The sequence below is a fragment of the Mucilaginibacter sp. KACC 22773 genome (assembly GCF_028736215.1).
GTDB lineage: Bacteria > Bacteroidota > Bacteroidia > Sphingobacteriales > Sphingobacteriaceae > Mucilaginibacter.
Window position 1 is genome coordinate 315,176 of record NZ_CP117883.1, and the last position, 24,641, is coordinate 339,816.

The window sequence follows — 24,641 nt, forward strand, 5'->3', positions numbered from 1 at the left end:
CAGCTTTTATAACAGTAAATATATTTTTTTGGTATTTAAACGGCCAAAGTTACATTCAAAATCTGATACATCGCAGCTATGGAAATTTTCGCGTTAGGAGAAGGCTCATATTCAGTTGATTCGACTAAAAAATTTATCCCTTTTAATCCCGAAACCGACAATTTCAGGGACCGCCCGGGTTCATTGTTCATCCATGTAAACCCATTCCTGATAAAAACCAGCCACCACCTTATTGTGCTGGATACGGGCCTTGGTTTTAAAGATACCCGCGATGAGCTTATCCTGCATCAAAACATCCGCAATGCGGGATTTGATCCGGACGATGTAACACTGGTGCTCATGTCGCACCTGCATTATGACCACTCGGGCGGTTTGGTTGTGGAGCGTAATGGCAAGCTGCAGCCCAGCTTTCCGCAGGCCAGGCACGTGATACAAAAAGGGGAGTGGGAGTTTGGCATTACCGGCAAATCATCATCATACCATAAAGAGATTTTTGAAGCCCTTGACGGTGCAGTAGATATTATGTTTGTAGAGGGCAGCGGCGAATTGCTTCCGGGCATCCGTTATGAATTATCCGGCGGGCATTGCCCCAATCACCAGGTATTCTGGATAGATATAGAAGGCTCAAAAGCGCTGTTTGGCGGCGACGAATTACCTGAGCCTGAGCAACTGATACGAAAGTTTATAGCTAAATATGATATGGATGGGCGTAAGGCAATGGAGCTGCGCCAGGAATATGGAAAATTAGCATCCGAAGAAGGATGGACCTGTCTGTTTTATCATGCCAAAACAATTGCTATTGGCAATGTAAGCAGCGATGATGGCGGCGAACACTTTAAGGTAACGCCGGCTTAGTCTTGTGGCTGAACTTCAAAAAGCTCCTTAATTTTTTCGACGTTTAATGGTTTGCTGATAAAATCTTTTACCAGCGGGTATGAGCGCGCTTTGTTAATATCGTTACTGAATACTGATGATGAGATAATGAAGATTTTGCTTTTGCCCAGCGGATCGAGGTTTAAACGTTTGTACTCGTCCAAAAACTCCCAACCATTCATAATGGGCATGTTAATATCCAGCAAAATATAATCGGGCAGTTTAGCCGGGTCTTTTTGTTGGATTTCGGATAATTGCTCAATAGCAAATTTACCGTTTAAACAAGCCATGATCTCGGTGTTTAATAAAGCTTTCTTTATCAATTTAATGGAGATGAAGTTATTTATCTCATCATCATCAACCAATAATACACTAACGGATTTTGTGTTAATTGTCATAATACGCTTAAAATCGATATGCTTTATACGGAACCTTAAATTAAAAGGTTATACCCCCAAAAACGGTATTTTACTAAAATATTTTATGCCCTGATTAAATTAAACCGGCAATAATGACGGTTTATTGATGAAGATGGTTTTAGCCCGGATAAACGTACTGATTAAGAACTGGAAATGATGTTGGTGTAGTGCCAGATAGCGCCTGATAAATCATGTGAAGGCTAAAAAGTTAGGGTATTGATTAGCCCGGAGGGTGCAAAAGCCATGAAAAACGTAATAAGTTTGTTACAAACTTCGTGGTGTTTTACTAAAATAATCCCCCGGCCATAAAACTTAAACCATATCCCTGCAGCAACCCCATGCGTATTTTTGTGCCGAGATAATTATTATAGATACAAAGAAAATTTGAACTGGTAGAGCGCTTGATAGTGGCCGGCCAGGAGAGGTGCTGCTGCCGGGCTGAGTATAATCCGCCACAACCGTTACAGGTAATTACCGGCACGCCATCCCCAATTAAACTGCAGCTAACCTGGTTGGCCGGCTATTATGATGTTGATGAAATTATGGCAATTATCATCTGCGAAGATTTTAACTACAGGCTGCAATGATACCGGCTGCCAGCCCAACAATTTGAAATACAGTAAGTGAGCAAAATAAATATTTTAACCAAAAAGGCGGTTTTTGCATACATGAGCAGCTTTTATTGGATATAGAATAGTTTCAAAAAAAAACAGGTTAAAACTTTTTATGTGTTTTAATCGTATCTTTGGAAAGATTATAAATAACAGTTCATTCTAATCATTCTAATTCAGTGGTAATAATAATTTTCTTCATCGGGCACTGGTTCCTGTCGCTCTTTTTCCAAACGTTCTTTTTACACAGGTATGCATCTCATAAAATGTTCACTACCAATAAATTTTTTGAGGGTACATTTTATCTGCTGACATTTATTTGTCAGGGTTCATCGTTTTTAAACCCGCGTGCCTATGCAATTATGCACCGTGAGCACCACGCTTATAGCGATACGGAGAAAGACCCGCATTCGCCACATTTTTTCAGGGATGTTTTCCAGATGATGGTGTACACCGCCAAAAGTTACCGCATGCACGAAAAAAGGCTGAAAGATCCTGAAGAACGTTTTAAAGGAAACATTCCGGAATGGCGTACGGTTGATTACATTGGTTCGTCAATGGTATCGCGCATAGCCTTTGGTGTGTTATATGTTGCTTTTTATGTTGTGTTTGCAACTTCACCGTGGTTTTACCTGTTAATTCCCGTTCACTTTTTAATGGGCCCAATACATGGTGCTATTGTTAACTGGTGCGGTCATAAATATGGTTATGCCAATTTTGACAACGGCGACAAATCAAAAAACACTACCCCGTTTGATTTTTTAATGCTTGGCGAATTGTTCCAGAACAACCACCACAAACGCCCTAACCGTGCCAACTTCGGCGCCAAATGGTTCGAGATTGACCCGGTTTATCCCGTAATGAAAGTAATGCACTGGATGCATATCATCAGGCTAAGGAAAGCATATTTATAGAAGGTAAAAGGATAAAGGCGAAAGGTAAAAGGTTTTTTGCCCATATATAGAAGCGAAAAGCGACCTGAATGGATTAGCTTTTCGCTTTTTTGTTTTGAGCCATTTTAGCCTGACCCCCTAATAACCACCTTTTGCCTTTCGACTTTTACTTTTTTCACCTTTCGCCTTTAACCTTTAGCCTTTCACCTTTTTCCCCCTATATTTGCCGCTCATAAAATCCACAACATGAGTGTTTCTAAATTAGCTCAAAATTTACGCGGCTCGGAGATCATTAAGATTGCGGGCGAGATAAATGAATTAAAACGCCAGGGGCAAAATATTGCCAACCTAACTATTGGCGATTTCGACTCCAATATTTACTCCATCCCTGCCGACTTAAAAGACGGTATTGTTGATGCTTATAACCACAACCAAACTAATTATCCGCCGGCTGATGGCATGCTTAACCTGCGCGAAAGTGTATCGGCATTTTTAAGCAGCCGCATGGGTTTAAATTATAAAGCTAACGAGATATTGATTTCGGGCGGCTCACGTCCGTTGATCTATTCAACTTTTCTGGCCCTGGTTGATCCGGGCGATAAGGTGGTTTTTCCGGCACCGTCATGGAACAATAATCACTACAGCGACCTTACCAGTGCAAATGCAGTTATTGTAGAAACCAAACCCGAAAACAACTTTATGCCTACGGCTGATGAAATTGCACCGCATTTAAAAGGCGCAACTTTACTGGCACTTTGCTCGCCCCTGAACCCAACGGGTACCATGTTTAATAAAAAAGACCTGGAAGAGATTTGCGACCTGGTAATTGCCGAAAACAAAAAACGCGCAGCCGGCGAAAAGCCTTTGTACCTGCTGTACGATCAAATATATTCGCAACTAACCTTCGGTGATTTTAAACATTACGATCCGGTTACTTTACGCCCGGAACTAAGGCCATATACCGTATTTGTTGATGGTGCATCTAAATGTTTTGCCTCAACAGGCGTACGCGTAGGCTGGGGTTTTGGCCCTGCAAACATTATTGATAATATGAAAGCCATTGTAGGCCATATGGGGGCATGGTCGCCAAAGGCCGAGCAGGTTGCCATGGCTCATTTTATTACCGATACCGCCGCTGTAGATACCTACCTGGATGATTTGAAAGGAAAAATCCGCGCCAGCTTAACAACCCTACACGAAGGTTTCCAGGCACTGAAAGCCGAAGGTTTCCAGGTAGATTCGATAACGCCAATGGGCGCAATATACCTTACTCTTAAAATCGATTACACCGGCAAAACCACCCCAGACGGGCATGTATTAAAGGATTCGGCTGATATTAACTTTTACCTCATCAAGGAAGCCAAAGTGGCCCTGGTGCCATTCTCGGCCTTCGGTACAGATGATTCGGTTAACTGGTTCCGTGCATCAGTAGGTGCAAGCACACTGGAGGATATTGAGCAGCTGATACCGAGGGTGAAAGCGGCTTTGAGTAAGTTGAAGTAATTGTCAGAATCAGAATTTACAGGATTTTAGAATTAACAAAATCCTGTAAATTCAATACTTTTATAAGTCTGGGCGTTCTTTAATTCTGAAAATTCTGATTCAGACATCTTCAAATTATTTTATCTCCCTCGCCGCAACTCCTTCGTTGGTAATCTTCACCGGCTGTATCATGCCATCTTTATCAAAGTACATTTTATCAACGCACATTACGCGGTGGTTGCCGTCGGTTTCGGTCAATGGTCGGCGGTGGTATACAATGTACCATTCATCGGTACCAGGTACGTTAATAACCGAATGGTGGCCCGCGCCGGTGGCAATACTGGCGTCCTGCTTTAAAATAGTAGCTATCCGCTTAAACGGACCAAATGGGGTATCGCCTACAGCGTAAGCTACCCGGTAATCGGGGCCTGTCCAACCGCCTTCGCTCCACATAAAGTAGTATTTGCCTTTGCGTTTAAACATTACCGGTCCCTCTACATAGCCCTCGGGGGTTATTTTCCTGTAGGTGACACCATCCTCAAAAGGCACCACGCCGGTAAAGTCGTCTTTTAGTTTTACAATATTGCACTGGCCCCAGCCACCGTATATCATATAGTACTGGCCGTTATCATCCTTAAAAACAAACTGATCTATAGGCTGGGCTTTGTTAATAATCTGGTCAATCAACGGCTTGCCCAGGTAATCCTTAAACGGGCCCGCCGGGTTATCGGCTACGGCTACGCCGATGCCGCCTTTTTCGTTATTGTTCTGGATGTCGTTTGCGCCGAAGAAGATATAATATTTACCGCCTTTTTCGGTAACGGCAGGCGCCCAAAGCGCCCGGCGAACCCATTTTACGCCGGTGGTATCAACAATGTGGGGGTGTTTGGTCCAATGTACCAGGTCGGGCGATGAGAAGGCATCCATGAAAACCTGCTCATTGTATTTAGCCGAGTAAGTTGGGTATAACCAATATTGCTTGTTGAAAATTTTAGCCTCCGGATCGGCATACCAACCCTCAACCACGGGGTTGCCCGATGTTTTTTTATCCTGCGCCAAAACTTGCCGGACTGGCATCGTCATTGCGGTTGCCATAACCGCCGTTAAAAGAATTTTATGGTAAATGCCCGTTTTCATAATAGGTTGCATGTTTTTAAGGCCGCTAATATAACAGCTAAATTGGTTTAGTTGATACGGTTTCTGCAAATCATATCCCCGGCTATACCCGTAATAAGTTTATCTCAACGCCAATCCATCTTTATATCGCTTGGGTTTTACCTGGAAGTGCCTTTCAAACAAGCGCCCGAAATGGCTCAAATTGGTAAAGCCCAGCTGGTAGCCGGTTTCGGATACGGATTGCATAGCCAGCAAACGGGCGGCCTCGTTCATCCGGGCCGACTGGTAATAGTTATAAATACTATCGCCAAAAATCTGCCGGAAAAGCTGTTTCATTTTGGTAAGGCCGATACCTATCTTGCCCGATAACTCGGGAAGCTGCGGGGTTAAGCTAAGGTCGGCTAAAATGGCGGCCCGCAGTTTGTATATCTTTTCGGCATCGGCCTGGTCTACCGTGATAGAAGCGGTTTCGGCACGGTGCATCAGCTTGCTGAACAGCAGGTATATGAGTTCTTCGGCCTTGTTTTTGTAAAGCAGTGTGGCCAGGGTGGTAGTTTCGTCAATTCGGCTTAATTGTTTTAGCGCGCGTTCCATCTCTAAAGTCATCACCTCATGCAGCACAAACGATGGGCTTTCCTGCAACAGCGATGCTATGGGGCAGCCGGCCTCCTGCAAATCCAAAATATTGATGAGCGTTTGGCGGGATGCACCAATAACCAGGAAATTAACATGCTGATTGGCCGGAACAATTAATTCCGAAAAAAAGTTGCCGGTACCCAGTTCAACCTCGCAGCCGTTGCTACCTGTAAATAAAGGCCCGTGCGGTAGGTCGGCCTCCTCCACCGGGATGCGCCTGCAATCAAACTTTAAGGTGAGCATGGTTGATGATGAAGCTGCCAGGCGGCGCAAAACAAGATCATCCTTAAGCCAATACCGATGGATGCACAGCGACAGGCCGTTATTCAGGAATACTTCCTGTATAAAACCCTCGCCAATTGATTCGGGCAGCGTTACCCGGTTATGGGTTATTTGGGCACCAAAACGCCTGGCAAAAGCCAAGCCAAAATGAAAACCTTTGCCTACTTCAAATTCAAATTCTATCGGCATAAAATATATTTAAACGGTTGTTATTGAATAGCTTATACCCGATTTTCTGTCATTATGAGTTGTAAAATTTCGCGCAATTCTGAAGGAAGAATGACAATGATTTCTCCCTAATGGAACTTGTTTCAGCAACCCACGTGCTAAGTATACTTCATGCGGGTCACCTGTCTTGTGAGATCCTGAAACAAGCTCAGGATGACTTCCGTTTTTTAACTTGTCATGGGTAGGCACGAAGAATCTGTTAGTCGTGCATGACCAATAGAAAAGTTGGCGAACAGATCCTTCACTACGTTCAGGACGACAGTCTTTTATTTTTGAATGTCATTTCCTCCTTCAGAATTTTACAACTCAGCATCACAAAATGAGGCTTATTTATCCAGATAATCCGGCGGAAACATCTTTTGTCCGTATTTTTCGGCCAGTGCACCCATTTTGCTTTTTAGCTCGTTGGTCATTGGCGGCAAAGGTAAAAATGTACCAAAAGGTGCGGGTTCGCCCGCTTCCGTAAAAAAATCTTCCATACCGGCGGGCATTACCGTGCAAAGCAAATGAGCCATTTGGTTGGATTTATTGCGGAAGCAATGAACAATACCTCCGTAAGGGATATTCACAAACGAGCCTTTGCCTGCAATATAATTGCCCGCTTCAGATTTTACCTCAACCTCGCCTTCAACAACGTAAAAACTTTCCTGTACATTGGGGTGGGCGTGCGGTATAGGGCCGCCCCCCGGTGGTACCAGCATATCTATCAACGCGTATTCACCATCGGTTCGCCTGCCCGATATCACTACCCGGTACGAGTTGCCTGCCATGGCAATCCCTTGCCCTTCTTCCGGGCCAACAAACGTTATTGTTTTTTTTGTGTTTTCCATCGTCAACTAAAAATAGATAAATGTAAGATAAGTATTGCCCGCCAACATCAGGCCACAGCCATTACCGGGTAATCGGTATAGCCATGAGCATCCGGAGTATATAAAGTTGTAAAATCAACCTCATTCAAAGGGGCGTTTTGCTCCATACGGGTCACCAAATCGGGGTTAGCCAAAAACGGGCGGCCAAATGCAAGTACATCGGCAAAGCCTTTGGCTAAGGTATCGGCCGCTGTAGCGGGTGTATTGCCGTTACAAAGTATAATGGTTTCTGTAAACGCGGTACGGATAGCATCAAATGTTTTCTGTGGGATTTTTGGCGAAAAACCGATATGAATATAAGTGATACCTATTTTGTTTAACTCCTGCGCCAGGTAGGCATAGGTATTGTGTACTTCATCGGCATCATACTCCTGCAAATCGCCAAGGGTTGAGAAGGGGGAAAAACGGATACCTACTTTTTCTTTACCAATAGCATCGGCAATTTGCTGCACCACTTCCAGCGCAAACGAAGCGCGGGCTTTATAGTCGCCTCCATATTGGTCGGTACGGTTATTTATGTTGGGGTTTAAAAACTGTTCAACCAGGTAGCCGTTGGCGCCGTGTACTTCAACGCCGTCAAAGCCTGCTTCTACGGCATTTTTAGCGGCCTGTACATATTCTGCAATGGTTGCTTTAATAGCTTCGGTAGTAAGGGCTACAGCAATTGGGTAATCCTGCATTCCCATGCTATCGGTATGCATCTGGCCTGCCGCTTTTATTGCAGATACGCCTACTACGGTAGCCCCCGCTGGCAAATTTGCCTGGTGGGCTATGCGGCCTGTATGCATTAGTTGTACAAATATTTTACTGTTACCTGCATGTACCGCGCCGGTAACTTTTTTCCAGCCCTCAACCTGTTCACCGCTAAAGATGCCGGGGATACGTGCGTAACCCAAACCATTGGGCGATGGCGATGTACCCTCGGTAACAATAAGGCCCGCGCCGCTGCGCTGGTGGTAGTATTCGGCCATTAAATCATTAGGGATATTGCCAATGGCCCGGCTACGCGTCATGGGAGCCATTACCAGGTGGTTTTTTAACTGAAGTGTTTTTTGGGTGTATGGAGCTAATATAGTGTTCATGTTTTTTTTGTTTTGATATTGTATATCAAATGTCGGTACAGTCATGAACTTAAAATAGCTATAAAAGGTTTAAAAATAGTCTGATCGGACGGAATAAGACAGGCGGCTTTTTATCTTTTAAAATACTTCCCTTTTAAAATCCTGTCCATTACTTCGTCATAAAAACGCTGGCCTATGGTTACCCTGGCGCTGCCCAGGTTAAGCATATTGCCTTCAATGGTGTTAATCATTTTAAGGTTAACAATATGGCTTTTGTGTACCTGTAAAAACCTTTCGGCAGGGAGTTTTTCCTGGATACTCTTGATAGTTAAATAAACCACCAGTTTTTTGGGGATGGTATACAGCACTACGTAATTGGCCATAGCCTCCACATAAATCAGATCGTCATACAACACACGCTCAATTTTGCCATCGCATTTAACATAAAAATGGTCGGGCTCCGTTTTAACCGGGGTAAGTTGTTTTTGCCTTAATGATTTTAACTCCAGGGCTTTTTGTGATGCTTTTAAAAATCGATCTAACGAAAATGGTTTTACCAGGTAATCAACCACTGCCAGCTCAAAGCCATCCAGCGCATATTGCCCGTATGCCGTAGTCATGATTACCATGGGGAGGTTGTTGGCCGAGCGAAGAAACTGAAGCCCGTTCATTTTTGGCATATTAATATCCAGGAACACCAGGTCAACATCCAGCTCATTCATCATCGCCGTTGCCTTCAACGGGTTTTCGGCCGCGCCAACCAACACCAGGAAATCAATTTCTTCAATATACTCCTGCAGCAGTTTGCGTGCAATGGGTTCATCATCTATAATAAGGCAGTTAAGCGTCATACATTAAACAGGGTTAAGGTTACCTCATAATCAGTATCGGTATTAACAATTTGGAGATGGTGCCTGCCGGGATATAAAATTTCAAGCCGGCGCTTTGTATTGGCAATCCCCAGGCCTGATGACTTTTCGGTTTGATTCACAAAGGTATCTTTAGTGTTAAACACATGGAATACCAGGTTGCTATTTTGGTATTGCAGGCCAATGCTCACCTGGTTTTGCCTATCCTCATTAAACCCAACATATTTAAAAGCATTTTCTATAAAAGTAATGAACAGCAGCGGCGCTACGTTAATTTGCCCGTTTATACCATCGGCACAAAAAGAAACGACTATACGCTCATCAATGCGGCCCCTTTGTATGGCTATGTAATTGCGTATGTAGTTAATTTCGCTGTCAAGGGCTATTTGTTCAACATTGCATTCATACAGCTGGTAACGCAACATTTCTGAAAATACCAGCAGCATTTCGCGGGCATCTTTGTTTGATTTATCAATGTGCCCGTAAATAGAGTTGATGGAGTTGAACAGGAAATGCGGGTTAAACTGCGCCCGTAAAAAATTAAGTTCGTTGGTGGCCTTTTCTTTTTCAATCTGTTCGATATACAATTGCGACCGTATTTTTTCGATAACCAGGTGCGCCGCCAGGATGCAGGCCACCCAAAAGAAAATATTTACAAACGAATCTAAAAAAATGCCGGGAAAACTAAACCTGGTATTTTTAACTTTAAAAACATAGGTAATAACGGCTATTGATACCGGCACCCTCATGAGCGCTGTAATAACAATCCCACCTAAAAAACACAGGCCGAATTTTACATACCGTTTTTTATTAAGCAATTGCGGAATGGTATACAGCGCGTTGAAATAGTAATTTGCCGATATAAACAACAGGTAGCAAAACTGGATGGTAATGGCATGTGTAAATACCAGCGTACCATTCCTGAAGATAAACACCCAGGACAGGTACGCTATTACCCAAAATGTAAGGTGATATATTGTTTTGCTGGTTTTCAAGGTATACGCCCGGATTTGTTTATTAAAGTACGTTAATATGATGTACAAAAAAAATCGATTGGTTATTTAGGTTCCGCACCATCGGGAAAGGCCTGCCCTTTATGACAGGTGGTGCAAGATACAATCAGCGTAGCATTGCCAATTTCAGGATGCTTTACTTTTAAATATTTTTTGTTGATACCGAGGGTCATGCGCATCATGGTGCGCGTAATCTGTTTTTCGGGCTTTGCATCGCTGGCAAAATCAAGCCCGTGGCCATCTTTATTACCGGCGTGGCAAAAACCACAACTTACCCCAAGGCCGTCGTCAAAATCGTCGGCCATAATGCCCTGCAGTTCTTTGGAACTTATGTTTTTTGGCAGCACTTTTAAATTGGTGTATTGTGGTGTATATGGGATTTTATCAGTTGCGGCCACAGTAACACTTACTATAGCGGCCAATGCAATAACGGCTATAAACTTCCGGTTTATTTTCATTTGAATTTGGTATAAAACTGTTACCCTTTTTTTGCAAGTACATCCAGGTTAACATCCAGTTCGTCGGCAATGGTGCTTGCGCCGCCAATGCCAAAATCCTTGCGCTTTATTTTGAATGAGCCTTTAAATTGGTAGCCACCTGCGTAGGGTGCTGCTGTAAAAGGGAACGCTATTGCCTGGGTTTTACCTTTAATGGTTAGTTTGCCGGTTAGCAAATAGATGCCTCTTTTGCCGGTTACTTTTGTTGATAGCAGCCTTATTTTAGGATTATTTTTAACATCTAAGTAGCTATCGCCCCTTAAATGCTCATCGTGCAGGTTGTTATCTGTGTTAACCGTTGCCGCATCAACCGTAACATCAAAATTCGCTGCATCCGCATTGTCAGGATCAAAATTGATAACCCCATCCAGGCCGCCGAAAGATCCGTCGATACCAAAGCCCAGGTTTTTAATGGTAAATTTTAATGACGATCCCTGGTTTACTGGTTTGTATTGCGCGTACGTGATGTTTACCCCGCAAAGTATCAGCAACAATAAAATTATCTTTTTCATGCCTATTGATGTTCCTCTATTTTATCGGCCTCAATCAATGGCGTATCGGTAATGGCCAGTGAGTGGTTATGCTCAACATAATTTACGATAGTTAAGCCCAACATGCTGCGCAACTTTTCGGCTGGTACCTTCAAAGGACCCGGTGAGGGTGCCGCTCCCGGTGCCGGCTGTGGGAATGCGGTGGAGCATGCGGTATGGAAGGTTATATTGCCCTCAACCTTTTGAATGGTTTGGTGGATGTGTCCGTTTAAAACCGATACCGAGCCAAAGCGTTTGAGCAGCGCCAAAGCCTGTGCGCTGTCATCAGTTCCCCAGCCCCAGGCCGGGTAAATGGCCCAAAGCGGGATGTGTGCAAAAACCACTATTGGTGTGCTGTTGGTTAGTGGCTTCAGGTCGTTCTCCAACCATTTTAACTGGGCAGCACCAATATACCCCAGCCCGCCATCAACATGATTGGTAACATTTACAAGGCCGATGAAATGTACCCCATGCGAATCGAAACTGTACCAGCCATCGCCCAGCGTACCTTTGCCATAACGCTCCAGGTAAAGTTTGCCGTTGTCGGTTACGTCATGCTCGCCGGGAACGTAAAATATTTTTTCGGTTTTTACCGCTTTTAACGATTGTTCCAGCGTGTCAAACTCTTCGGCCTGTGCCAGGTGCGATAAATCGCCGGTGTGCAGCACAAAGGATGGCGCTACTGGCATTGTATTGATTTTGGCGATGGCTGCGTTTAGCGTACCAACCACATCGGTATTGGCCGGTTTGGCAAAGCCGATGTGGCTATCACTAATCTGCACAAAGCTAAAATCGGATTTGGGCATCAGCAAGCCTTTTTTGAGGCCGCCTGAAGTTTTATCAATCATCTGGCTCATGCCGTATGATTTCAGGATGCCGCCGGTCATCATCCAGAGTACGCCGGTACCTGCCCAGGCCATACATTCCAGGAACCCGCGACGGTCAATACCGTCGTTATTGGCTTCAGGGTTTAACGCCTCTTCGGGGCGGAAATGGGTTTTCATAACGGTTATCTTTTTTTGTTGGTTAATGAATTACACCGCTAAAAAAGATAAAGAAAGCCGATGGCTATATTATTTTACATGAAGCAAGCCTATTACTTGATGAACGATGGTTTTTTGAATGGATTTGACATTGCTAAAATATACCCGGTATTTGTTGTAAGTTTAATGTGCCAAATTTTTATTTTTATTATTGCTAACAGGCTGTTATTAAACAGCCAAACCAATTCCTGTTATACATGAATTTTTATAGTACCATTTTGCTGAACCCTAACCATAACATATATGGCCACGAAATACTAAAACTGTTTTTGGCCATTGTAACCGGTTGTATTCTTGGGCTGGAGCGGGAGATCAGGGGTAAATCGGCGGGGTTCAGAACCTTGGCGCTCATTTGCCTTGGCGCCACTGTTTTTACCATATGCTCCTATATGCTGGGGGTTGAAACCAACCGCGACCGGATTGCGGCCAATATTATTACCGGTGTGGGCTTTATTGGTGCCGGGGTGATATTTCGTACCAACTCCTCCGTATCGGGAATTACCACGGCGGCATCTATATGGATATCGGCGGCCTTAGGGATGCTTTTAGGTATTGGCGAATTTGCCCTTGCCGGCGTTTCACTGGTGGCCACCCTGTTTGTATTGTACGCCCTTGATTTTATACAGATTTGGATAGATAATAAATTTGAACACCGCCATTACCGGCTGGTTTTTAAAAACACCTGCCAGTTAAGTACCTTGTACAACCAGGTAACCCCGCTTAAGCTGAAAATAGTTAAAATGAAAACTTCACGTAAGGATGTACAAACTATCCTTGAGTTTGAAATATCCGGGCGGGAGAAAAACCTTGCTTCGTTTAATCAATGGCTTATAGATAGTGAGGAAATCCTCTCGTTTGAATGGTAGGCAGGTGGCCCAACTGGTATTCATTTGATAAAAGCTGGTACAAAATAAACCGATAGACATGATGCCGTGTTTATTGAACTATATTGGACAATCTATTTTAAACAGGTTAGCGAAATTTGCCTGATCCAAAATCGCTGATCAAACCAATATTCAAATAGTTTAATAACATCATGACTCATCAACATTCGGGATATTTTACCAAAATCATCGTTTTCCTGGCCGCTATCTGCACGCTTGCTGTCCAAAAAAGCCAGGCCCAGGCCGAACTGATGCCCTATGGCAACCTCAACGGTATTCGCGTAAAAGGCCAGCTAATGGGTTTTAACACCAGTATTGATGTGGTTGGCAACAGCTGGCACAAAATAAACGCGACAGCAAAGGAACATCAACGGCCGAAGTTTAAACGGGAGGGCAATGTTGAAATCGTAAATACAGCTATTGATAGCCTGGTATTTACCGAAACTGTTACCGACGTAGGCAAGGGTAAAATCAAAATAAACATCATATGCAATGTACGCAGGGATACCAGCATCATAGGCGTTTACCTGGGCCTGCGGTTGCCCAAGGCGGCATATGCAGCCAGCCAGGTTACGCTAAAAGACCAGGCCATGGCCACTGAAGTACTTAAAGATGATATGCCTACTGTAACGGCTAAGGGCATTAACTTTAAATCGCCCAGGCAACAATTCAGCATCACTACCAATGAGGCTGCGCTTATTATAAGGCCGCAAAGCGAAGATTTAAAATACATCCAGCTGTACTTTCCCATTTGCGAAGGCACGCTTAAAAAGGGCGATTTATTTGAGAAAACCTTCGAGATTAAAGTGGCCGGCGATATTGATAACACCGATGCAACTATGCAGCTGGATACCGCCGTACAGGGCCGTGAATTTGCCGGGCTGGGTGGCAACTTCCGTCTGCAAAATGCCAAAACCGACCCGCAGGTGATAGACTATTGTTTGAACAACCTGCGCGTAGCCTGGGGCCGGGTTGAGATGCCATGGCGCGATTGGCAACCCGATATCAGCACCGATCCTGTAGCTGTGGCCGATAGTGGTAAACTGAATAACCACGTCAAACAGTCGATGGAGATGGCGCAACGGCTGGGGCAAATGAATATGCCTGTGGTATTAACGGCATGGGCGCCGCCGCAATGGGCGGTTGTTGGTAAGCTAAAGTACCGCCCTACACCGGATGGCGTTTGGGGCAACCCGCTTAATAATGATAACACGCAGCAGATTTACAAATCAATTACCGATTACATCATCTACCTCAAAAACCATTACGGCGTTGAGGTTACTTACTTTTCGTTTAATGAATCGGACCTGGGTATCAATATTCGCCAAACCGGCGAGGAACACCTGGCACTGATAAAAGGCCTGGGTAAATATTTTGCCGATAAAGGACTAAAAACCAAATTGCTGCTGGGCGATAACTCAGATGCCACCACCTACAAATTTATTTACCCGGCCATGAATGATCCGGAAGCCAGGCCATACATCGGCGCGGTATCGTTTCACTCCTGGCGCGGCTGGGATACCCCAACACTACAAAAATGGGCCGATGCCGCTACCAAACTAAACCTGCCCCTTTTGGTTGGCGAAGGTAGTATTGATGCCGCCGCATGGGAGTACCCGGCTTACTTTGAAGAGCAATCATACGCGCTTGAAGAGATTAACCTGTACACCCGGCTACTGGCTATATGCCAGCCCTTATCTATTTTGCAATGGCAGCTCACGGCAGATTATTCGCCATTGAGCGGCGGCGGCATTTTTGGCAATAATGGGCCCCTGAAACCAACACAGCGTTTTTGGCAGCTAAAGCAGCTGGCATCAACCCCGGCCGGCCTGAAAGCGCTGGCGGTTACTGTTGATAACCCTGCCATATCATGCGCGGCTTTGGGCGATGCAGGCAAGCGCAAATACGTTATCCACATGGTAAATAACAGTGCGGCGCGTAAAGTTTATTTAAAGGGCTTACCGGCATCTGTTACACGGCTTAAGGTTTACGTTACCGACAAAGACCATAACGTTAGCCAAAATGGCAACATTGAGGTTAATAATAAGCAGGCAGCGTTTAAGCTAAGCGCCAGGTGCTTTACAACGCTGGAAAGCGAGTAGTCTGAAGCCAGAACCTCCGAAAGTCCGGAAGTCCGAAAGTCAGAGCCATCAAATTTTTGACTTTCCGACTTCCGGACTTCCCGACTTAAAGCCTGCTTTCAGGGATATTTAAACCCGGGGAATACAAGATGAAAAATGCTCCACCAATTGTCTTCCAGGGAAAAGTATAGTTTAAAAGGCCCTTCAAAATGAATGGTTTCGTTGTTTTCCAATACGGCATCATATTTTACCGATCCCTCGGCATGGCCAAGGCCCGAATTTGAGCCAGGTTGCAGTTGAAAACCGATATCGTAAATAAAATATTCTTCGTTACTAAAGGCTGTGTAAGCGTTAAAAATATTGTTAAGCTGGTGTACTATTTCAGCCCTGCTATAGGTTTTCCGGTCGGGGGCAACAAACGAATCGCCCAGTACCCAGCTGTGGTCGTCAAAGCTTTGCTTAAACCATTTGGATAAAAACTCCAGGGCCTTGTTTTCAATGTTAGCTTTATGGTTGGGATGAAACTCTTCATAATCAAAATGGCTTGTCATGCCCGGGATCGTAAAGTCGTCAGTCTCGTGATCAAACAACTCTTCGGTAATAAAAACATATTTGGTGCGGTTGTCCAAATCTTCAGAAAAATCGACAACGATATTCTTGCTCAATAGCAAATCGGTAATTTGCTGCAAGGCGTCCTCTACCTGTTCATCAGTTAATCCGCCTGCCGGTTCAAATTCGGGCTGCCCCAATAAATCGTAAACCTTAACCCGTTTGGCGTTGGCGTAGTTATGCTCAAAATCGAAAATATTCTTTAAAAATATATTTTCAATTTCCGGGTCAACAGGGTTAATCATGTGCGGGTCGGCGCCCAATTCGGCCTGCAATTTTAAACGCAGCAGTTCGTTTTCCATCCGCAGGTTTTCTTCCGGGTCGTCGCTCAGGGGTTTGTCAAAAAGGTCGTCGGTGTTTTCCATAGTGACGAACAAAATAGGCAAAGCCCGGTAAAATTTAAAACTTTACCAGGCTTTTAATTTTGATTATTTTATTTAAAGCCAAGGCTTAACGATACCACATCGGATACCAAACCAACGTTTTGTTTATAATGGCCGTATCGTAGTTCCAATTCATGTAAACTTTCCCAGCCTAACACACCTTTTGGCGGTGCTATCCTGAAACCTGCGCCGAAAAACTGGCTGTTGAACTTTGCATACTCGTAATTACTGGTAAAGTATGCCTGCGTTGGGCTGTTTTGCTCATAAGGCGCAAAGTATTTGGCAGCGGTTTGTGTATAGTACCTGTAAAACGGAGATATGGAAAAGAATGGCGTAACCTTGTATGCTATTTCCAGATTGGCGGTGTTTGATTTACTGCCCCAATTATCGGTATAATAGCGGTAGTACGACCGCAGGATAACATTATCGCCCAGGAAGTAATTGGCCCTGAAGCCTAAAGGCAGCTTAAACCGCGACGATGGCAATCGTTCTATGGTATCTTTTCCGTTCGAAAAATACACCCGGTGAAATGGCAGGCTTAAAAAGCCATGCTGGGTAACCACATCGGCCAGGAACATGATTTGCAACCTTGATGTTACTATTTGTGAATAAGAGAATGATGCTGTATAAGTATTTCTTGGGCTTGATGGAATCCTGGCTTTGCCCTCACTTTCGGAACTTGATGAATTGCCGCTTGCTGTTGTAATTGTTGTAACCGTTGTGGTTGATTGCGGGATAAACTCCGATGGATATATCAGCTTTACATGGTCAAAATAGCCTTGTAGTTTTACACCAAACTCGCCCATTTTATTGGCTGTTTTTGCCGAAAAGTGGAGGTCGGCGCCCAGCGATTTGTAGTTATACTCGCTGGAATAGTAAGTGCCAATACCAAAACTGGTGCCTTTTTTTGAGTTTTCAACAGTCCAATCCAACGATGGGTATATTCTGCTGCCGCCGGTATTTGATGCCCCGGTTGTTGATACATAAGCTGCCGAAGCAGAGGTGTGATGATCGATACCGAGGCCCACAGATAGCGTGTTTTTGTTCATCGCATTGTTTAGCCAAACCAGTTTAAGATCGATACCATTTGAAAAATCGGTTACTTTTTCGGTACCAATGCCGCCGGTTACGGCCGAGTGGTTACCATTTTGATTGTAGTAGCTGGATACAAAATTTACTTCGTCAACCCGCAAAGCACGCGGTCGGTAGGCGTTGGTATCCTGCCCGGTTGATGTTGCCAGGCTGAAGGCCGGGTTAAGGCGAATAATGCTATCTTTTGATGTTTGTGCATACGCACTCATCCTGCATATCAGGGAAAACCCTAATACGGATAAATATATTTTTTTCATGTTTTAAGAAACCAATAGAAAGGGAATGAAAACGATTAGTTACAGCCGCAACCGCCGCCGGTTTTACCGGCATTGGCTCCTGAAGCACTTTCACGGTACGATTGAAAATTCAGCTCGTTTTTTTCAACTTTACGGTTGCTTAACGCCATTTCAGAATCGTTTATCCTGTTTTTTTGGTATTCTTTTAGTTGAACACATGATGTAAACGAGCCTGCCAATAGCAGGCAGGCCGTAACTTTAATCAATTGTTTAGTCATTTTTATAGGGGATTTATTTAATGTTTATATTTTTTGAGGTGTAAAGCCTGTCGTTATCGTCAATAATTATAGCCTCAATATCCTTCATCTGGTTAATCATATCGAGGCCGGCGTGTACACCCATTATGGTTACCGGCGTGGCCATGGCGTCGGCAATTTCGGCATTGGTGGTAATAATGGTTACGCTTTTAATGCCGGTAACTGGCAGCCCTGTACGCGGGTTTATAGTATGCGAGTATTTTTTTCCATCTATCATAATAAACTTCTCGTAGTTACCCGAGGTAGCTACCGCAAGGCCCGATATACTCAAATAGGAGAAAATTTGTTGCGATGCATCGGGATTGGCTATACCAACCGTCCACTTGTTGCCGTTTGGCTGCGTACCCCAGGCTGTTAAATCGCCAGATGCGTTTACCACGCCGCTTGTAACACCCTGTTGTTGCATAATCAGTTTGGCACGCTCGGCGGCATACCCTTTTCCTATCCCGCCAAAGCCTATGCGCATGCCCTTTTCGGCTAAAAAAATAGTACAGTCATTATCGTTTAATATAATGTTGCGGTAATTTATAAGCCTAACCATTTGCCTGGCCGTTTCTGCATCGGGTAAAGCCGTCATTTGCTGATCAAAATTCCATAGCCGTTTGTCAATCGAGCCGTACGAAATATCAAAAGCACCCTGCGTTACTTTTGATATCATGATAGATCGTTTTACCAATTCAAAAGTTTCGCGGCTCACGGGCATGGGTTTGATGCCCGCGTTTTGATTTACCTGGTTGGTTTCGCTATCCTCGCTAAAGGTGGTAAGCAGCTTTTCAATCCGGCTTATTTCGGCTATTCCATCATCAATCCGGTCATTTGCCCATTGCTCGCTATCGGCCACAACGCTTAATTCAAAGCGGTTGCCCATCAGTTTGCAGCTCCTTTTAAAAATTTGAAGATCAGGCATATTTTAACATTTATCGATAATATTCGTGTTCGGCTGCTACATGTTTGGTGGCTTAGTTTTCAGGTTGCCACAGGTTGCTGCGTATATCTTATAAGAAAAAATTACTGTCCTATTTAAATTTTAAAGCCAGCGTTACCACATCGCTGTTTAAACCTGTCGATCGCATATAGTGCCCATACCTAAGCTCAAGCGTATTTAAATGCTGCCATCCTAATACACCGTTTGGCGGGGATAACCTGAAATTGGCACCCACAAAATTGCTGTGCAGGGTTGATAGGTCATAGTCGCTGGTGTAATAAGTATCCGTTGGGTTATGCTGGCCGTAAGGTGTAAAGTACCGGGTACCTTGTTGGTTGTTATACCTGTAAAACGGACTTACCGAAACAAATGAAGTTAATTTAACAGGCAGCTCAATTTCGGCAGTATGCGCTCTTATCCCCCAGTTATCCATATAATACCGGTAAAATGTGCGGATAATAAAATGATCGTCCAGGAAGTAATTGAAGCGCACAGCAATAGGCAGCTTATACCGCTGGCCGGGCAGGTTCTCCACCCTTTCAGTACCATCTGTAAAATAATCGCGCTGGTATTTGGTGGCCAGCAATCCGTGCTGGTATGAGGGTTCAACTATCAGCAAAGCTTGCAAACGCGGCGTAATAACCTGCGACAACGAGAACGATGTACTGAATGAGTTACGCGGACTATGCGGTACTGAGCCCCGCCCGTCCCGGTCGGATCCGGAACCATAGCCTGCCGGCCGTAATTCAACCGGTAATATCACTTTCCAGCTATCAAGAAATGCCTGCGCTTTAAAATCAAACTGGGTGTTTTTATCTTTTGAAACACTGGTAAAGTTAAACCCAACACCTTTTGACTGGTAATCAAACTCGTGCGAATAAGATCCGGTGAAACCATAAGCGGTTCCGGTTTTTTCGTTGGAGTGTGTCCAGTTTAAAGAAGGGTAAACGCGGGTATCCTGCCTTGAAGCTGATGATACACTATAAGGGTCAATTTTATCTGACGAGGCCGAGGTATAGTGATCAACCCCTAATTCAAACACAAAGGTGTTTTTATTGCCCGCTTTGGTAAGCTTAGACATTTGCAGATCGAGCGTGTTTGCAAAATCGGTTAAATTTTCTGTACCGATACCACCGGTAACTGCCGAATTATTACCGTTTTGGTGGTAATACGCGGAAACAAAATTAACCTCATCAACTTTTAGTTTGCGGGCCTGGTAACCGGTAGTATCCTTGGTTTGCGCGTGCGATGACAGGATGCCCATGTACAGCGCAAGCACCCCTAAATATATTTTTCTCATTTAATACGATGCTTAATTAATTACAACCACAGCCACCTCCACTTTTGCCTCCATTGGCACCAGAGCCACCTTCGCGGTATAATTGGAAACTTTGTTCGAACTTTTGAGACTTTCGGGCCGAAAGTTCCATTTCGGAATCATTGATGCGGCTTTTTTGATATTGCTTAACCGACATACATGATTGCAACAAACCCGTAATACACAGGCAAAACACAATAACTCCAATATTTTTTTGGAACTTTTTCATATCAGGGGTTTTATTTATTAAAATATTCAGGACACATAACCGATGTGTTATCGTATTATTTGCCTGTATTGGCAACTGCGGCAATCTGGTCAACAAACTGATCTGGCGATTCATTAGGAAAACCGTCCCAGTCTTTTAAAACCTTACCATGCTCATCAACCAAAATGGTGTAGGGGAATTTACCGTCAGGGTTAAATTTATCGGCCAGCGCCTCGTTTAACTTTACCTGTTCTTTACTAAGCTGATTTTTTTTCTGGCGCGGAAAATCGGCCCTCACCAAAACCAGGTGATCGGCAGCGTAATTTGTAAAGGCATCGTTCTCTAAAATCTCTTTACGTTCCCTGATACAGGGGCCGCACCAGTCTGATCCGGAGAAGTTTATTAAAATTAGTTTATGTGTTTTTGCAGCCTCATTTGTGGCCTGGCTATAATCGCCCAGCCATGTAACGTTGGCAAATAAACCTGCGATCAAGGATATAAATAATAACTTCATTTTGTTTTAATTATGCGTAAACTCTTAATGATGTGCCGGTAAGGGCGGTATGATAAGTGGTTAAATTTCTGTTTGCCGGTGAGTTTAAAACAACACCTGCCTCGGTAAACGCCGAACCATGGTTGTTACAGTAAAAATGCCCGGCCGAGCCCTGGTATACTAAAGGATAATTTTCATGCGTACATGATAATTGAACAGCAATGTAAGCGCCTGCTGTAGTTCGGGCTACAAGTACCCCGTTTGACGATAAATACCCACCGTTTGCATTTAAGGCCGAATTTGCCGATGTTGTTAAATCAAGTGTAAAATCAACGCCGGTGGGGCCGGTAGTGCCCGAGGTAGATGTTGAATCACCTTTTTTGGAGCACCCTATACATGTTATAACAGCTAATGATGCTGCGCTCAATCCGATTGCCGAAAGAAACTCTTTTCTATCCATTTTGCCTTGTTTAATATTCTAAGTTCTACTTAATCAGCTTAGTAAAGGTGCAGGTACGGATGAATGCCAATATTGTGTCGATTAACCAGCTGACGTTAATCTTTATACTTCAATATTACCGGCAAAATCTGTAGTTGAAATGAAAATCGAGGTATTTAACAGATTTTAACAACTGCCTGACAATGTGATTACCGCTATTTGACAGAAAATATTGCATGCCGCCCCGCTAATTCAAGTTTCCTGAAATAGTTCCGGGAACGATTGCACAGTTTTAGTTGGGGATATTTTTTTTAAATCGCCTGGTAGTAATTAACCTTGTTTGCTGATTAAACCTGTGCCACCTGTTTTTGTAAACCCAACTATGAAAAAGATACTATTGCCATTATTGCTCATGCTTGTTTGCCTCGATGTTTTTTCGCAGGAAACCATTGTTAAATACCTGTCGGGAACGGATAAAGACCATACCGTACCCTGGGATTTTTACTGCACCGGAGGAAGAAAAAGCGGCGTATGGACAAAAATCGCGGTACCGTCAAACTGGGAATTACAGGGCTTTGGCAGCTATAACTACGGGCATGACAAGGTTAAAAGCAACGAGCAGGGGTTGTATAAGCATGATTTTTTTGCAGGTAACCTAACCGGTAAAAAAGTATATATCGTTTTTGAAGGATCGATGACCGATACCAAAGTTACAATTAACGGCAAGCTGGCCGGGCCGGTACACCAGGGTAGTTTTTATCAGTTTAAATATGATATAACCGGTTTGATAAAGCCCAATGCGCAAAACCTGCTCGAAGTAACAGTTGATAAAACATCGGCAAACTCATCGGTAAATGATGCCGAGCGCCGCAACAGCGACTTTTGGGTTTTCGGCGGAATTTACCGGCCCGTTTACCTGGAAATTGTTCCGGAAACTTTTATTGACAGGATGGCGGTAAACGCGAAGGCCGATGGATCCTTCCGCTTAGATGTATATGCTCAAAACTTAAAGGGCGATGAGCTGATTGAAGCCCAGGTACAAAACCTTAATGGCCAAAATGTAGGTAAGCCATTTAATGCAAAAGCAAACCTGGCAGCCGACCATGTTGAATTACAAGCCAATTTTGCTAAACCGCTATTATGGAGTGCCGAGTTCCCTAACTTATACCAGGTTGTGGTTGCTGTAAAAAACAAAACAGGCATTCTTCACAGGGTTAAACAAAAATTTGGCTTTCGTACGGTAGAGCTGCGCACCAACGATGGCTTGTATGTAAACGGTGCAAAAATAATGATGAAGGGTAGCGACAGACACAGCTTTTGGCCCGAAACCGGGCGTACCCTGAGCTATGGCGTTCACTTAATGGATGTGAAGCTGATGAAGGAAATGAACATGAATGCAGTCCGTATGTCGCACTACCCGCCCGACCGTGATTTTTTGGATGTTTGCGATTCCCTGGGCATATATGCGTTGGATGAGCTTACCGGCTGGCAGGCTAAATACGATACCGTGGTAGGCCGCAAACTGGTTAAAGAATTGGTAGTACGCGATGTAAACCACCCCTCCATCCTGTTTTGGGATAACGGTAACGAGGGAGGCTTTAACCGGGGGCTTGATAATGACTATGCTTTATATGATCCGCAAAAACGTACGGTGATACACCCCTGGGAAAAATTTAACGGCACCGATACTAAACATTACCCTGATTACAATTATATGGTTAATGCAGCGGCCAACGGACAGGAAGTCTTTTTCCCCACAGAGTTTATGCACGGCCTGTATGATGGCGGCGCTGCAGCCGGGCTTGATGATTTTTGGGCGCAGATGGTAAAACATCCGCATGGGGCAGGCGGCTTTATCTGGGCTTTTTTAGACGAGGCTGTAATCCGTACCGATAAAAACAACACCTATGATTCTGACGGCAACCATGCCCCTGATGGTATTGTTGGGCCGCACCGCGAAAAAGAAGGCAGCTTTTATGCAATAAAAGAAATATGGTCGCCGGTTTATATTAACCCGCAACCAATTGATGCAGGTTTTGATGGTAAAATAGCTGTCGAAAATCGCTATTCGTTCACAAACCTTAATCAATGCAGTTTTAAGTGGAAACTGGTTAAATTCCCATCAGCACAAAGTAAAACAACCGATGCTATAGTAACCGCAACGGGCTTACTAAAAACCATTGAGCTTAAACCCGGCGAGAAAGGGACATTGAACTTAACACTGCCCGCATCGTGGAAAAAGAATGATGCACTATATCTAACAGCTTACGGGCCGGATAAGCAAGAACTATTTACCTGGAGCTGGGCTATTGGCGCACCGGCTGACATTGCCGGCAAAATCGCGTCATCTCCGGCCAAATCGGCTATAAAAACAACCGAGACAGATAAAATATTAACCATCAAATGCGATGGCATCAGCTATGATTTTGATAAGGTTACGGGTTACATTCAAAAAGTGCGTAAACCGGCAGGCGCAATTTCGTTATCGGGCGGGCCTGTATTGGCCGGTGTTAATACCCAGTTAAAACAGTTGACACACAAAGCCGATGTCGGCAAATATGTTGTAGAAGCCGATTACCAGGGTGCGGGCTCATTACACGTAACCTGGACTTTCGCTGCCGGGCACCCTGTTAAACTGGAGTACCAGTACGTGCAACAGGGCGACGCCGATTTTATGGGTATCACCTTCAATTACCCCGAAGAAAAAATTACCGGCATGAAATGGCTTGGCCGCGGTCCCTACCGCGTTTGGAAAAACCGGCTGAAAGGCCAGCAGTTTGGCATTTGGCATAAAGCCTATAACAATACTATTACCGGCGAAACCTGGGGATACCCGGAATTTAAAGGTTACCATGCCGAAGTTAACTGGGTAACTATCGAAAATAAGGAGTCGCCGTTTACCGTTTATTCTGCCGATAAAAACACTTACCTGCAAATGCTGCACCCGGCAAGGGAAAAAGATGCGCTGAGCAATAACAATGTGGAGCCGGCTTTTCCTGAAGGAAGTATCGGATTTTTAAATGCCATTGCACCCATCGGCACCAAATTTCAGCCGGCAAAAGTAATGGGGCCACAAAGCCAAACCAACCATGCCAGCGGCGATAAGATAAGCGGAATACTTTGGTTTGATTTTATACATTGAGCCTTATGAAGCTGGATTTAGTCGGTTATCAAGTTGTTGCTTCTAATGAGGCACAAAACCCGCGAATTCTGAAGGAGGAATGACATTCAAAA

24 protein-coding genes are annotated in these 24,641 nt (G+C 44.2%); 6 read left to right on the forward strand and 18 right to left on the reverse strand.

Features of this window, described 5'->3' with window-relative positions; genetic code table 11:
• The first annotated feature begins 78 nt into the window (after positions 1-78).
• Complete coding sequence (locus tag PQ469_RS01340; protein ID WP_090641043.1) at positions 79-855, forward strand: MBL fold metallo-hydrolase; 777 nt, start codon at positions 79-81, stop codon at positions 853-855.
• On the opposite strand, the gene PQ469_RS01345 is transcribed toward PQ469_RS01340, so the two are convergent.
• Positions 852-1,271, reverse strand: a complete 420-nt coding sequence (locus PQ469_RS01345) for a response regulator (RefSeq protein ID WP_090641044.1) — start codon at positions 1,269-1,271, stop codon at positions 852-854. The genes PQ469_RS01340 and PQ469_RS01345 overlap by 4 nt on opposite strands.
• 811 nt (positions 1,272-2,082) lie before the next feature.
• On the opposite strand from PQ469_RS01345, the gene PQ469_RS01350 reads away from it, so the two are divergent.
• Both PQ469_RS01350 and PQ469_RS01355 read left to right on the forward strand, forming a co-directional pair.
• Positions 2,083-2,817: an acyl-CoA desaturase gene (locus PQ469_RS01350; RefSeq protein WP_274211377.1), complete on the forward strand. Its 735-nt coding sequence runs from the start codon at positions 2,083-2,085 to the stop codon at positions 2,815-2,817.
• 225 nt (positions 2,818-3,042) lie between these two features.
• Positions 3,043-4,299: a pyridoxal phosphate-dependent aminotransferase gene (locus PQ469_RS01355; protein ID WP_274211378.1), complete on the forward strand. Its 1,257-nt coding sequence runs from the start codon at positions 3,043-3,045 to the stop codon at positions 4,297-4,299.
• Between the two features lie 114 nt (positions 4,300-4,413).
• On the opposite strand, the gene PQ469_RS01360 is transcribed toward PQ469_RS01355, so the two are convergent.
• The 9 genes from PQ469_RS01360 to PQ469_RS01400 form a co-directional block, all read right to left on the reverse strand.
• Entirely contained in the window at positions 4,414-5,415 is a 1,002-nt protein-coding gene (locus PQ469_RS01360) for a glycoside hydrolase family 43 protein (protein WP_274211379.1), read from the reverse strand.
• Positions 5,416-5,514: 99 nt separating this feature from the next.
• Positions 5,515-6,501, reverse strand: a complete 987-nt coding sequence (locus PQ469_RS01365) for a helix-turn-helix transcriptional regulator (RefSeq protein ID WP_274211380.1) — start codon at positions 6,499-6,501, stop codon at positions 5,515-5,517.
• A 365-nt stretch (positions 6,502-6,866) separates the two neighbouring features.
• Positions 6,867-7,370 (reverse strand): cupin domain-containing protein, encoded by a 504-nt coding sequence (locus tag PQ469_RS01370; protein ID WP_274211381.1) that lies wholly within the window; start codon positions 7,368-7,370, stop codon positions 6,867-6,869.
• Positions 7,371-7,417: 47 nt separating this feature from the next.
• A complete protein-coding gene (locus PQ469_RS01375) occupies positions 7,418-8,491 on the reverse strand; it encodes an alkene reductase (RefSeq protein WP_274211382.1) in 1,074 nt (357 codons plus the stop codon).
• Between the two features lie 110 nt (positions 8,492-8,601).
• Positions 8,602-9,321 (reverse strand): LytR/AlgR family response regulator transcription factor, encoded by a 720-nt coding sequence (locus tag PQ469_RS01380; RefSeq protein ID WP_274211383.1) that lies wholly within the window; start codon positions 9,319-9,321, stop codon positions 8,602-8,604.
• Positions 9,318-10,334, reverse strand: coding sequence for a sensor histidine kinase (locus tag PQ469_RS01385; RefSeq protein ID WP_274211384.1), 1,017 nt, complete (start codon positions 10,332-10,334; stop codon positions 9,318-9,320). The genes PQ469_RS01380 and PQ469_RS01385 overlap by 4 nt, the downstream gene beginning before the upstream one ends.
• A gap of 62 nt (positions 10,335-10,396) precedes the next feature.
• Positions 10,397-10,810 (reverse strand): c-type cytochrome, encoded by a 414-nt coding sequence (locus tag PQ469_RS01390; RefSeq protein WP_274211385.1) that lies wholly within the window; start codon positions 10,808-10,810, stop codon positions 10,397-10,399.
• 20 nt (positions 10,811-10,830) lie between these two features.
• Positions 10,831-11,361 (reverse strand): YceI family protein, encoded by a 531-nt coding sequence (locus PQ469_RS01395; RefSeq protein WP_274211386.1) that lies wholly within the window; start codon positions 11,359-11,361, stop codon positions 10,831-10,833.
• Positions 11,362-11,363: 2 nt separating this feature from the next.
• Positions 11,364-12,383 (reverse strand): metallophosphoesterase family protein, encoded by a 1,020-nt coding sequence (locus PQ469_RS01400; protein ID WP_274211387.1) that lies wholly within the window; start codon positions 12,381-12,383, stop codon positions 11,364-11,366.
• 236 nt (positions 12,384-12,619) lie between these two features.
• Between PQ469_RS01400 and PQ469_RS01405 the strand changes: the two genes are divergently transcribed.
• Together PQ469_RS01405 and PQ469_RS01410 are read left to right on the forward strand one after the other, a co-directional pair.
• Positions 12,620-13,288 carry an MgtC/SapB family protein gene (locus PQ469_RS01405; RefSeq protein ID WP_274211388.1) on the forward strand — a complete coding sequence of 223 codons (669 nt, stop codon included), beginning with the start codon at positions 12,620-12,622 and terminating at the stop codon, positions 13,286-13,288.
• A 170-nt stretch (positions 13,289-13,458) separates the two neighbouring features.
• On the forward strand, positions 13,459-15,408 hold the full coding sequence (locus PQ469_RS01410) for a glycoside hydrolase (protein WP_274211389.1): 1,950 nt from the start codon (positions 13,459-13,461) through the stop codon (positions 15,406-15,408).
• 98 nt (positions 15,409-15,506) lie between these two features.
• Here PQ469_RS01410 and PQ469_RS01415 read toward each other — a convergent pair whose 3' ends face one another.
• The 8 genes from PQ469_RS01415 to PQ469_RS01450 all read right to left on the reverse strand — a co-directional run bounded on the left by PQ469_RS01415 (position 15,507) and on the right by PQ469_RS01450 (position 21,428).
• Positions 15,507-16,361: a hypothetical protein gene (locus tag PQ469_RS01415; RefSeq protein ID WP_274211390.1), complete on the reverse strand. Its 855-nt coding sequence runs from the start codon at positions 16,359-16,361 to the stop codon at positions 15,507-15,509.
• 68 nt (positions 16,362-16,429) lie between these two features.
• Complete coding sequence (locus PQ469_RS01420) at positions 16,430-17,728, reverse strand: DUF3570 domain-containing protein (protein WP_274211391.1); 1,299 nt, start codon at positions 17,726-17,728, stop codon at positions 16,430-16,432.
• Positions 17,729-17,763: 35 nt separating this feature from the next.
• Positions 17,764-17,985, reverse strand: a complete 222-nt coding sequence (locus PQ469_RS01425; RefSeq protein WP_090641074.1) for a DUF4266 domain-containing protein — start codon at positions 17,983-17,985, stop codon at positions 17,764-17,766.
• 13 nt (positions 17,986-17,998) lie between these two features.
• On the reverse strand, positions 17,999-18,931 hold the full coding sequence (locus PQ469_RS01430; protein ID WP_274211392.1) for an FAD:protein FMN transferase: 933 nt from the start codon (positions 18,929-18,931) through the stop codon (positions 17,999-18,001).
• A 109-nt stretch (positions 18,932-19,040) separates the two neighbouring features.
• Positions 19,041-20,249, reverse strand: coding sequence for a DUF3570 domain-containing protein (locus tag PQ469_RS01435; protein ID WP_274211393.1), 1,209 nt, complete (start codon positions 20,247-20,249; stop codon positions 19,041-19,043).
• A gap of 16 nt (positions 20,250-20,265) precedes the next feature.
• Positions 20,266-20,496, reverse strand: coding sequence for a DUF4266 domain-containing protein (locus PQ469_RS01440; RefSeq protein ID WP_274211394.1), 231 nt, complete (start codon positions 20,494-20,496; stop codon positions 20,266-20,268).
• Positions 20,497-20,551: 55 nt separating this feature from the next.
• On the reverse strand, positions 20,552-20,989 hold the full coding sequence (locus PQ469_RS01445) for a thioredoxin family protein (protein ID WP_274211395.1): 438 nt from the start codon (positions 20,987-20,989) through the stop codon (positions 20,552-20,554).
• 10 nt (positions 20,990-20,999) lie between these two features.
• Entirely contained in the window at positions 21,000-21,428 is a 429-nt protein-coding gene (locus tag PQ469_RS01450) for a QcrA and Rieske domain-containing protein (protein WP_274211396.1), read from the reverse strand.
• A 361-nt stretch (positions 21,429-21,789) separates the two neighbouring features.
• Between PQ469_RS01450 and PQ469_RS01455 the strand changes: the two genes are divergently transcribed.
• Positions 21,790-24,549: a glycoside hydrolase family 2 TIM barrel-domain containing protein gene (locus PQ469_RS01455; RefSeq protein ID WP_274211397.1), complete on the forward strand. Its 2,760-nt coding sequence runs from the start codon at positions 21,790-21,792 to the stop codon at positions 24,547-24,549.
• Positions 24,550-24,641 lie beyond the last annotated feature (92 nt).

Excerpts from the sequence above, each read along its gene's own strand:
- PQ469_RS01370 (WP_274211381.1), bottom strand. The coding sequence starts at position 7,370 with ATGGAAAACACAAAAAAAACAATAACGTTTGTTGGCCCGGAAGAAGGG.
- PQ469_RS01360 (WP_274211379.1), bottom strand. The coding sequence starts at position 5,415 with ATGAAAACGGGCATTTACCATAAAATTCTTTTAACGGCGGTTATGGCA.
- PQ469_RS01375 (WP_274211382.1), bottom strand. The coding sequence starts at position 8,491 with ATGAACACTATATTAGCTCCATACACCCAAAAAACACTTCAGTTAAAA.
- PQ469_RS01420 (WP_274211391.1), bottom strand. The coding sequence starts at position 17,728 with ATGAAAAAAATATATTTATCCGTATTAGGGTTTTCCCTGATATGCAGG.
- PQ469_RS01405 (WP_274211388.1), top strand. The coding sequence starts at position 12,620 with ATGAATTTTTATAGTACCATTTTGCTGAACCCTAACCATAACATATAT.
- PQ469_RS01415 (WP_274211390.1), bottom strand. The coding sequence starts at position 16,361 with ATGGAAAACACCGACGACCTTTTTGACAAACCCCTGAGCGACGACCCG.
- PQ469_RS01445 (WP_274211395.1), bottom strand. The coding sequence starts at position 20,989 with ATGAAGTTATTATTTATATCCTTGATCGCAGGTTTATTTGCCAACGTT.
- PQ469_RS01390 (WP_274211385.1), bottom strand. The coding sequence starts at position 10,810 with ATGAAAATAAACCGGAAGTTTATAGCCGTTATTGCATTGGCCGCTATA.
- PQ469_RS01440 (WP_274211394.1), bottom strand. The coding sequence starts at position 20,496 with ATGAAAAAGTTCCAAAAAAATATTGGAGTTATTGTGTTTTGCCTGTGT.
- PQ469_RS01425 (WP_090641074.1), bottom strand. The coding sequence starts at position 17,985 with ATGACTAAACAATTGATTAAAGTTACGGCCTGCCTGCTATTGGCAGGC.
- PQ469_RS01365 (WP_274211380.1), bottom strand. The coding sequence starts at position 6,501 with ATGCCGATAGAATTTGAATTTGAAGTAGGCAAAGGTTTTCATTTTGGC.
- PQ469_RS01410 (WP_274211389.1), top strand. The coding sequence starts at position 13,459 with ATGACTCATCAACATTCGGGATATTTTACCAAAATCATCGTTTTCCTG.
- PQ469_RS01340 (WP_090641043.1), top strand. The coding sequence starts at position 79 with ATGGAAATTTTCGCGTTAGGAGAAGGCTCATATTCAGTTGATTCGACT.
- PQ469_RS01395 (WP_274211386.1), bottom strand. The coding sequence starts at position 11,361 with ATGAAAAAGATAATTTTATTGTTGCTGATACTTTGCGGGGTAAACATC.
- PQ469_RS01380 (WP_274211383.1), bottom strand. The coding sequence starts at position 9,321 with ATGACGCTTAACTGCCTTATTATAGATGATGAACCCATTGCACGCAAA.
- PQ469_RS01430 (WP_274211392.1), bottom strand. The coding sequence starts at position 18,931 with ATGCCTGATCTTCAAATTTTTAAAAGGAGCTGCAAACTGATGGGCAAC.
- PQ469_RS01345 (WP_090641044.1), bottom strand. The coding sequence starts at position 1,271 with ATGACAATTAACACAAAATCCGTTAGTGTATTATTGGTTGATGATGAT.
- PQ469_RS01455 (WP_274211397.1), top strand. The coding sequence starts at position 21,790 with ATGAAAAAGATACTATTGCCATTATTGCTCATGCTTGTTTGCCTCGAT.
- PQ469_RS01400 (WP_274211387.1), bottom strand. The coding sequence starts at position 12,383 with ATGAAAACCCATTTCCGCCCCGAAGAGGCGTTAAACCCTGAAGCCAAT.
- PQ469_RS01355 (WP_274211378.1), top strand. The coding sequence starts at position 3,043 with ATGAGTGTTTCTAAATTAGCTCAAAATTTACGCGGCTCGGAGATCATT.
- PQ469_RS01435 (WP_274211393.1), bottom strand. The coding sequence starts at position 20,249 with ATGAGAAAAATATATTTAGGGGTGCTTGCGCTGTACATGGGCATCCTG.
- PQ469_RS01450 (WP_274211396.1), bottom strand. The coding sequence starts at position 21,428 with ATGGATAGAAAAGAGTTTCTTTCGGCAATCGGATTGAGCGCAGCATCA.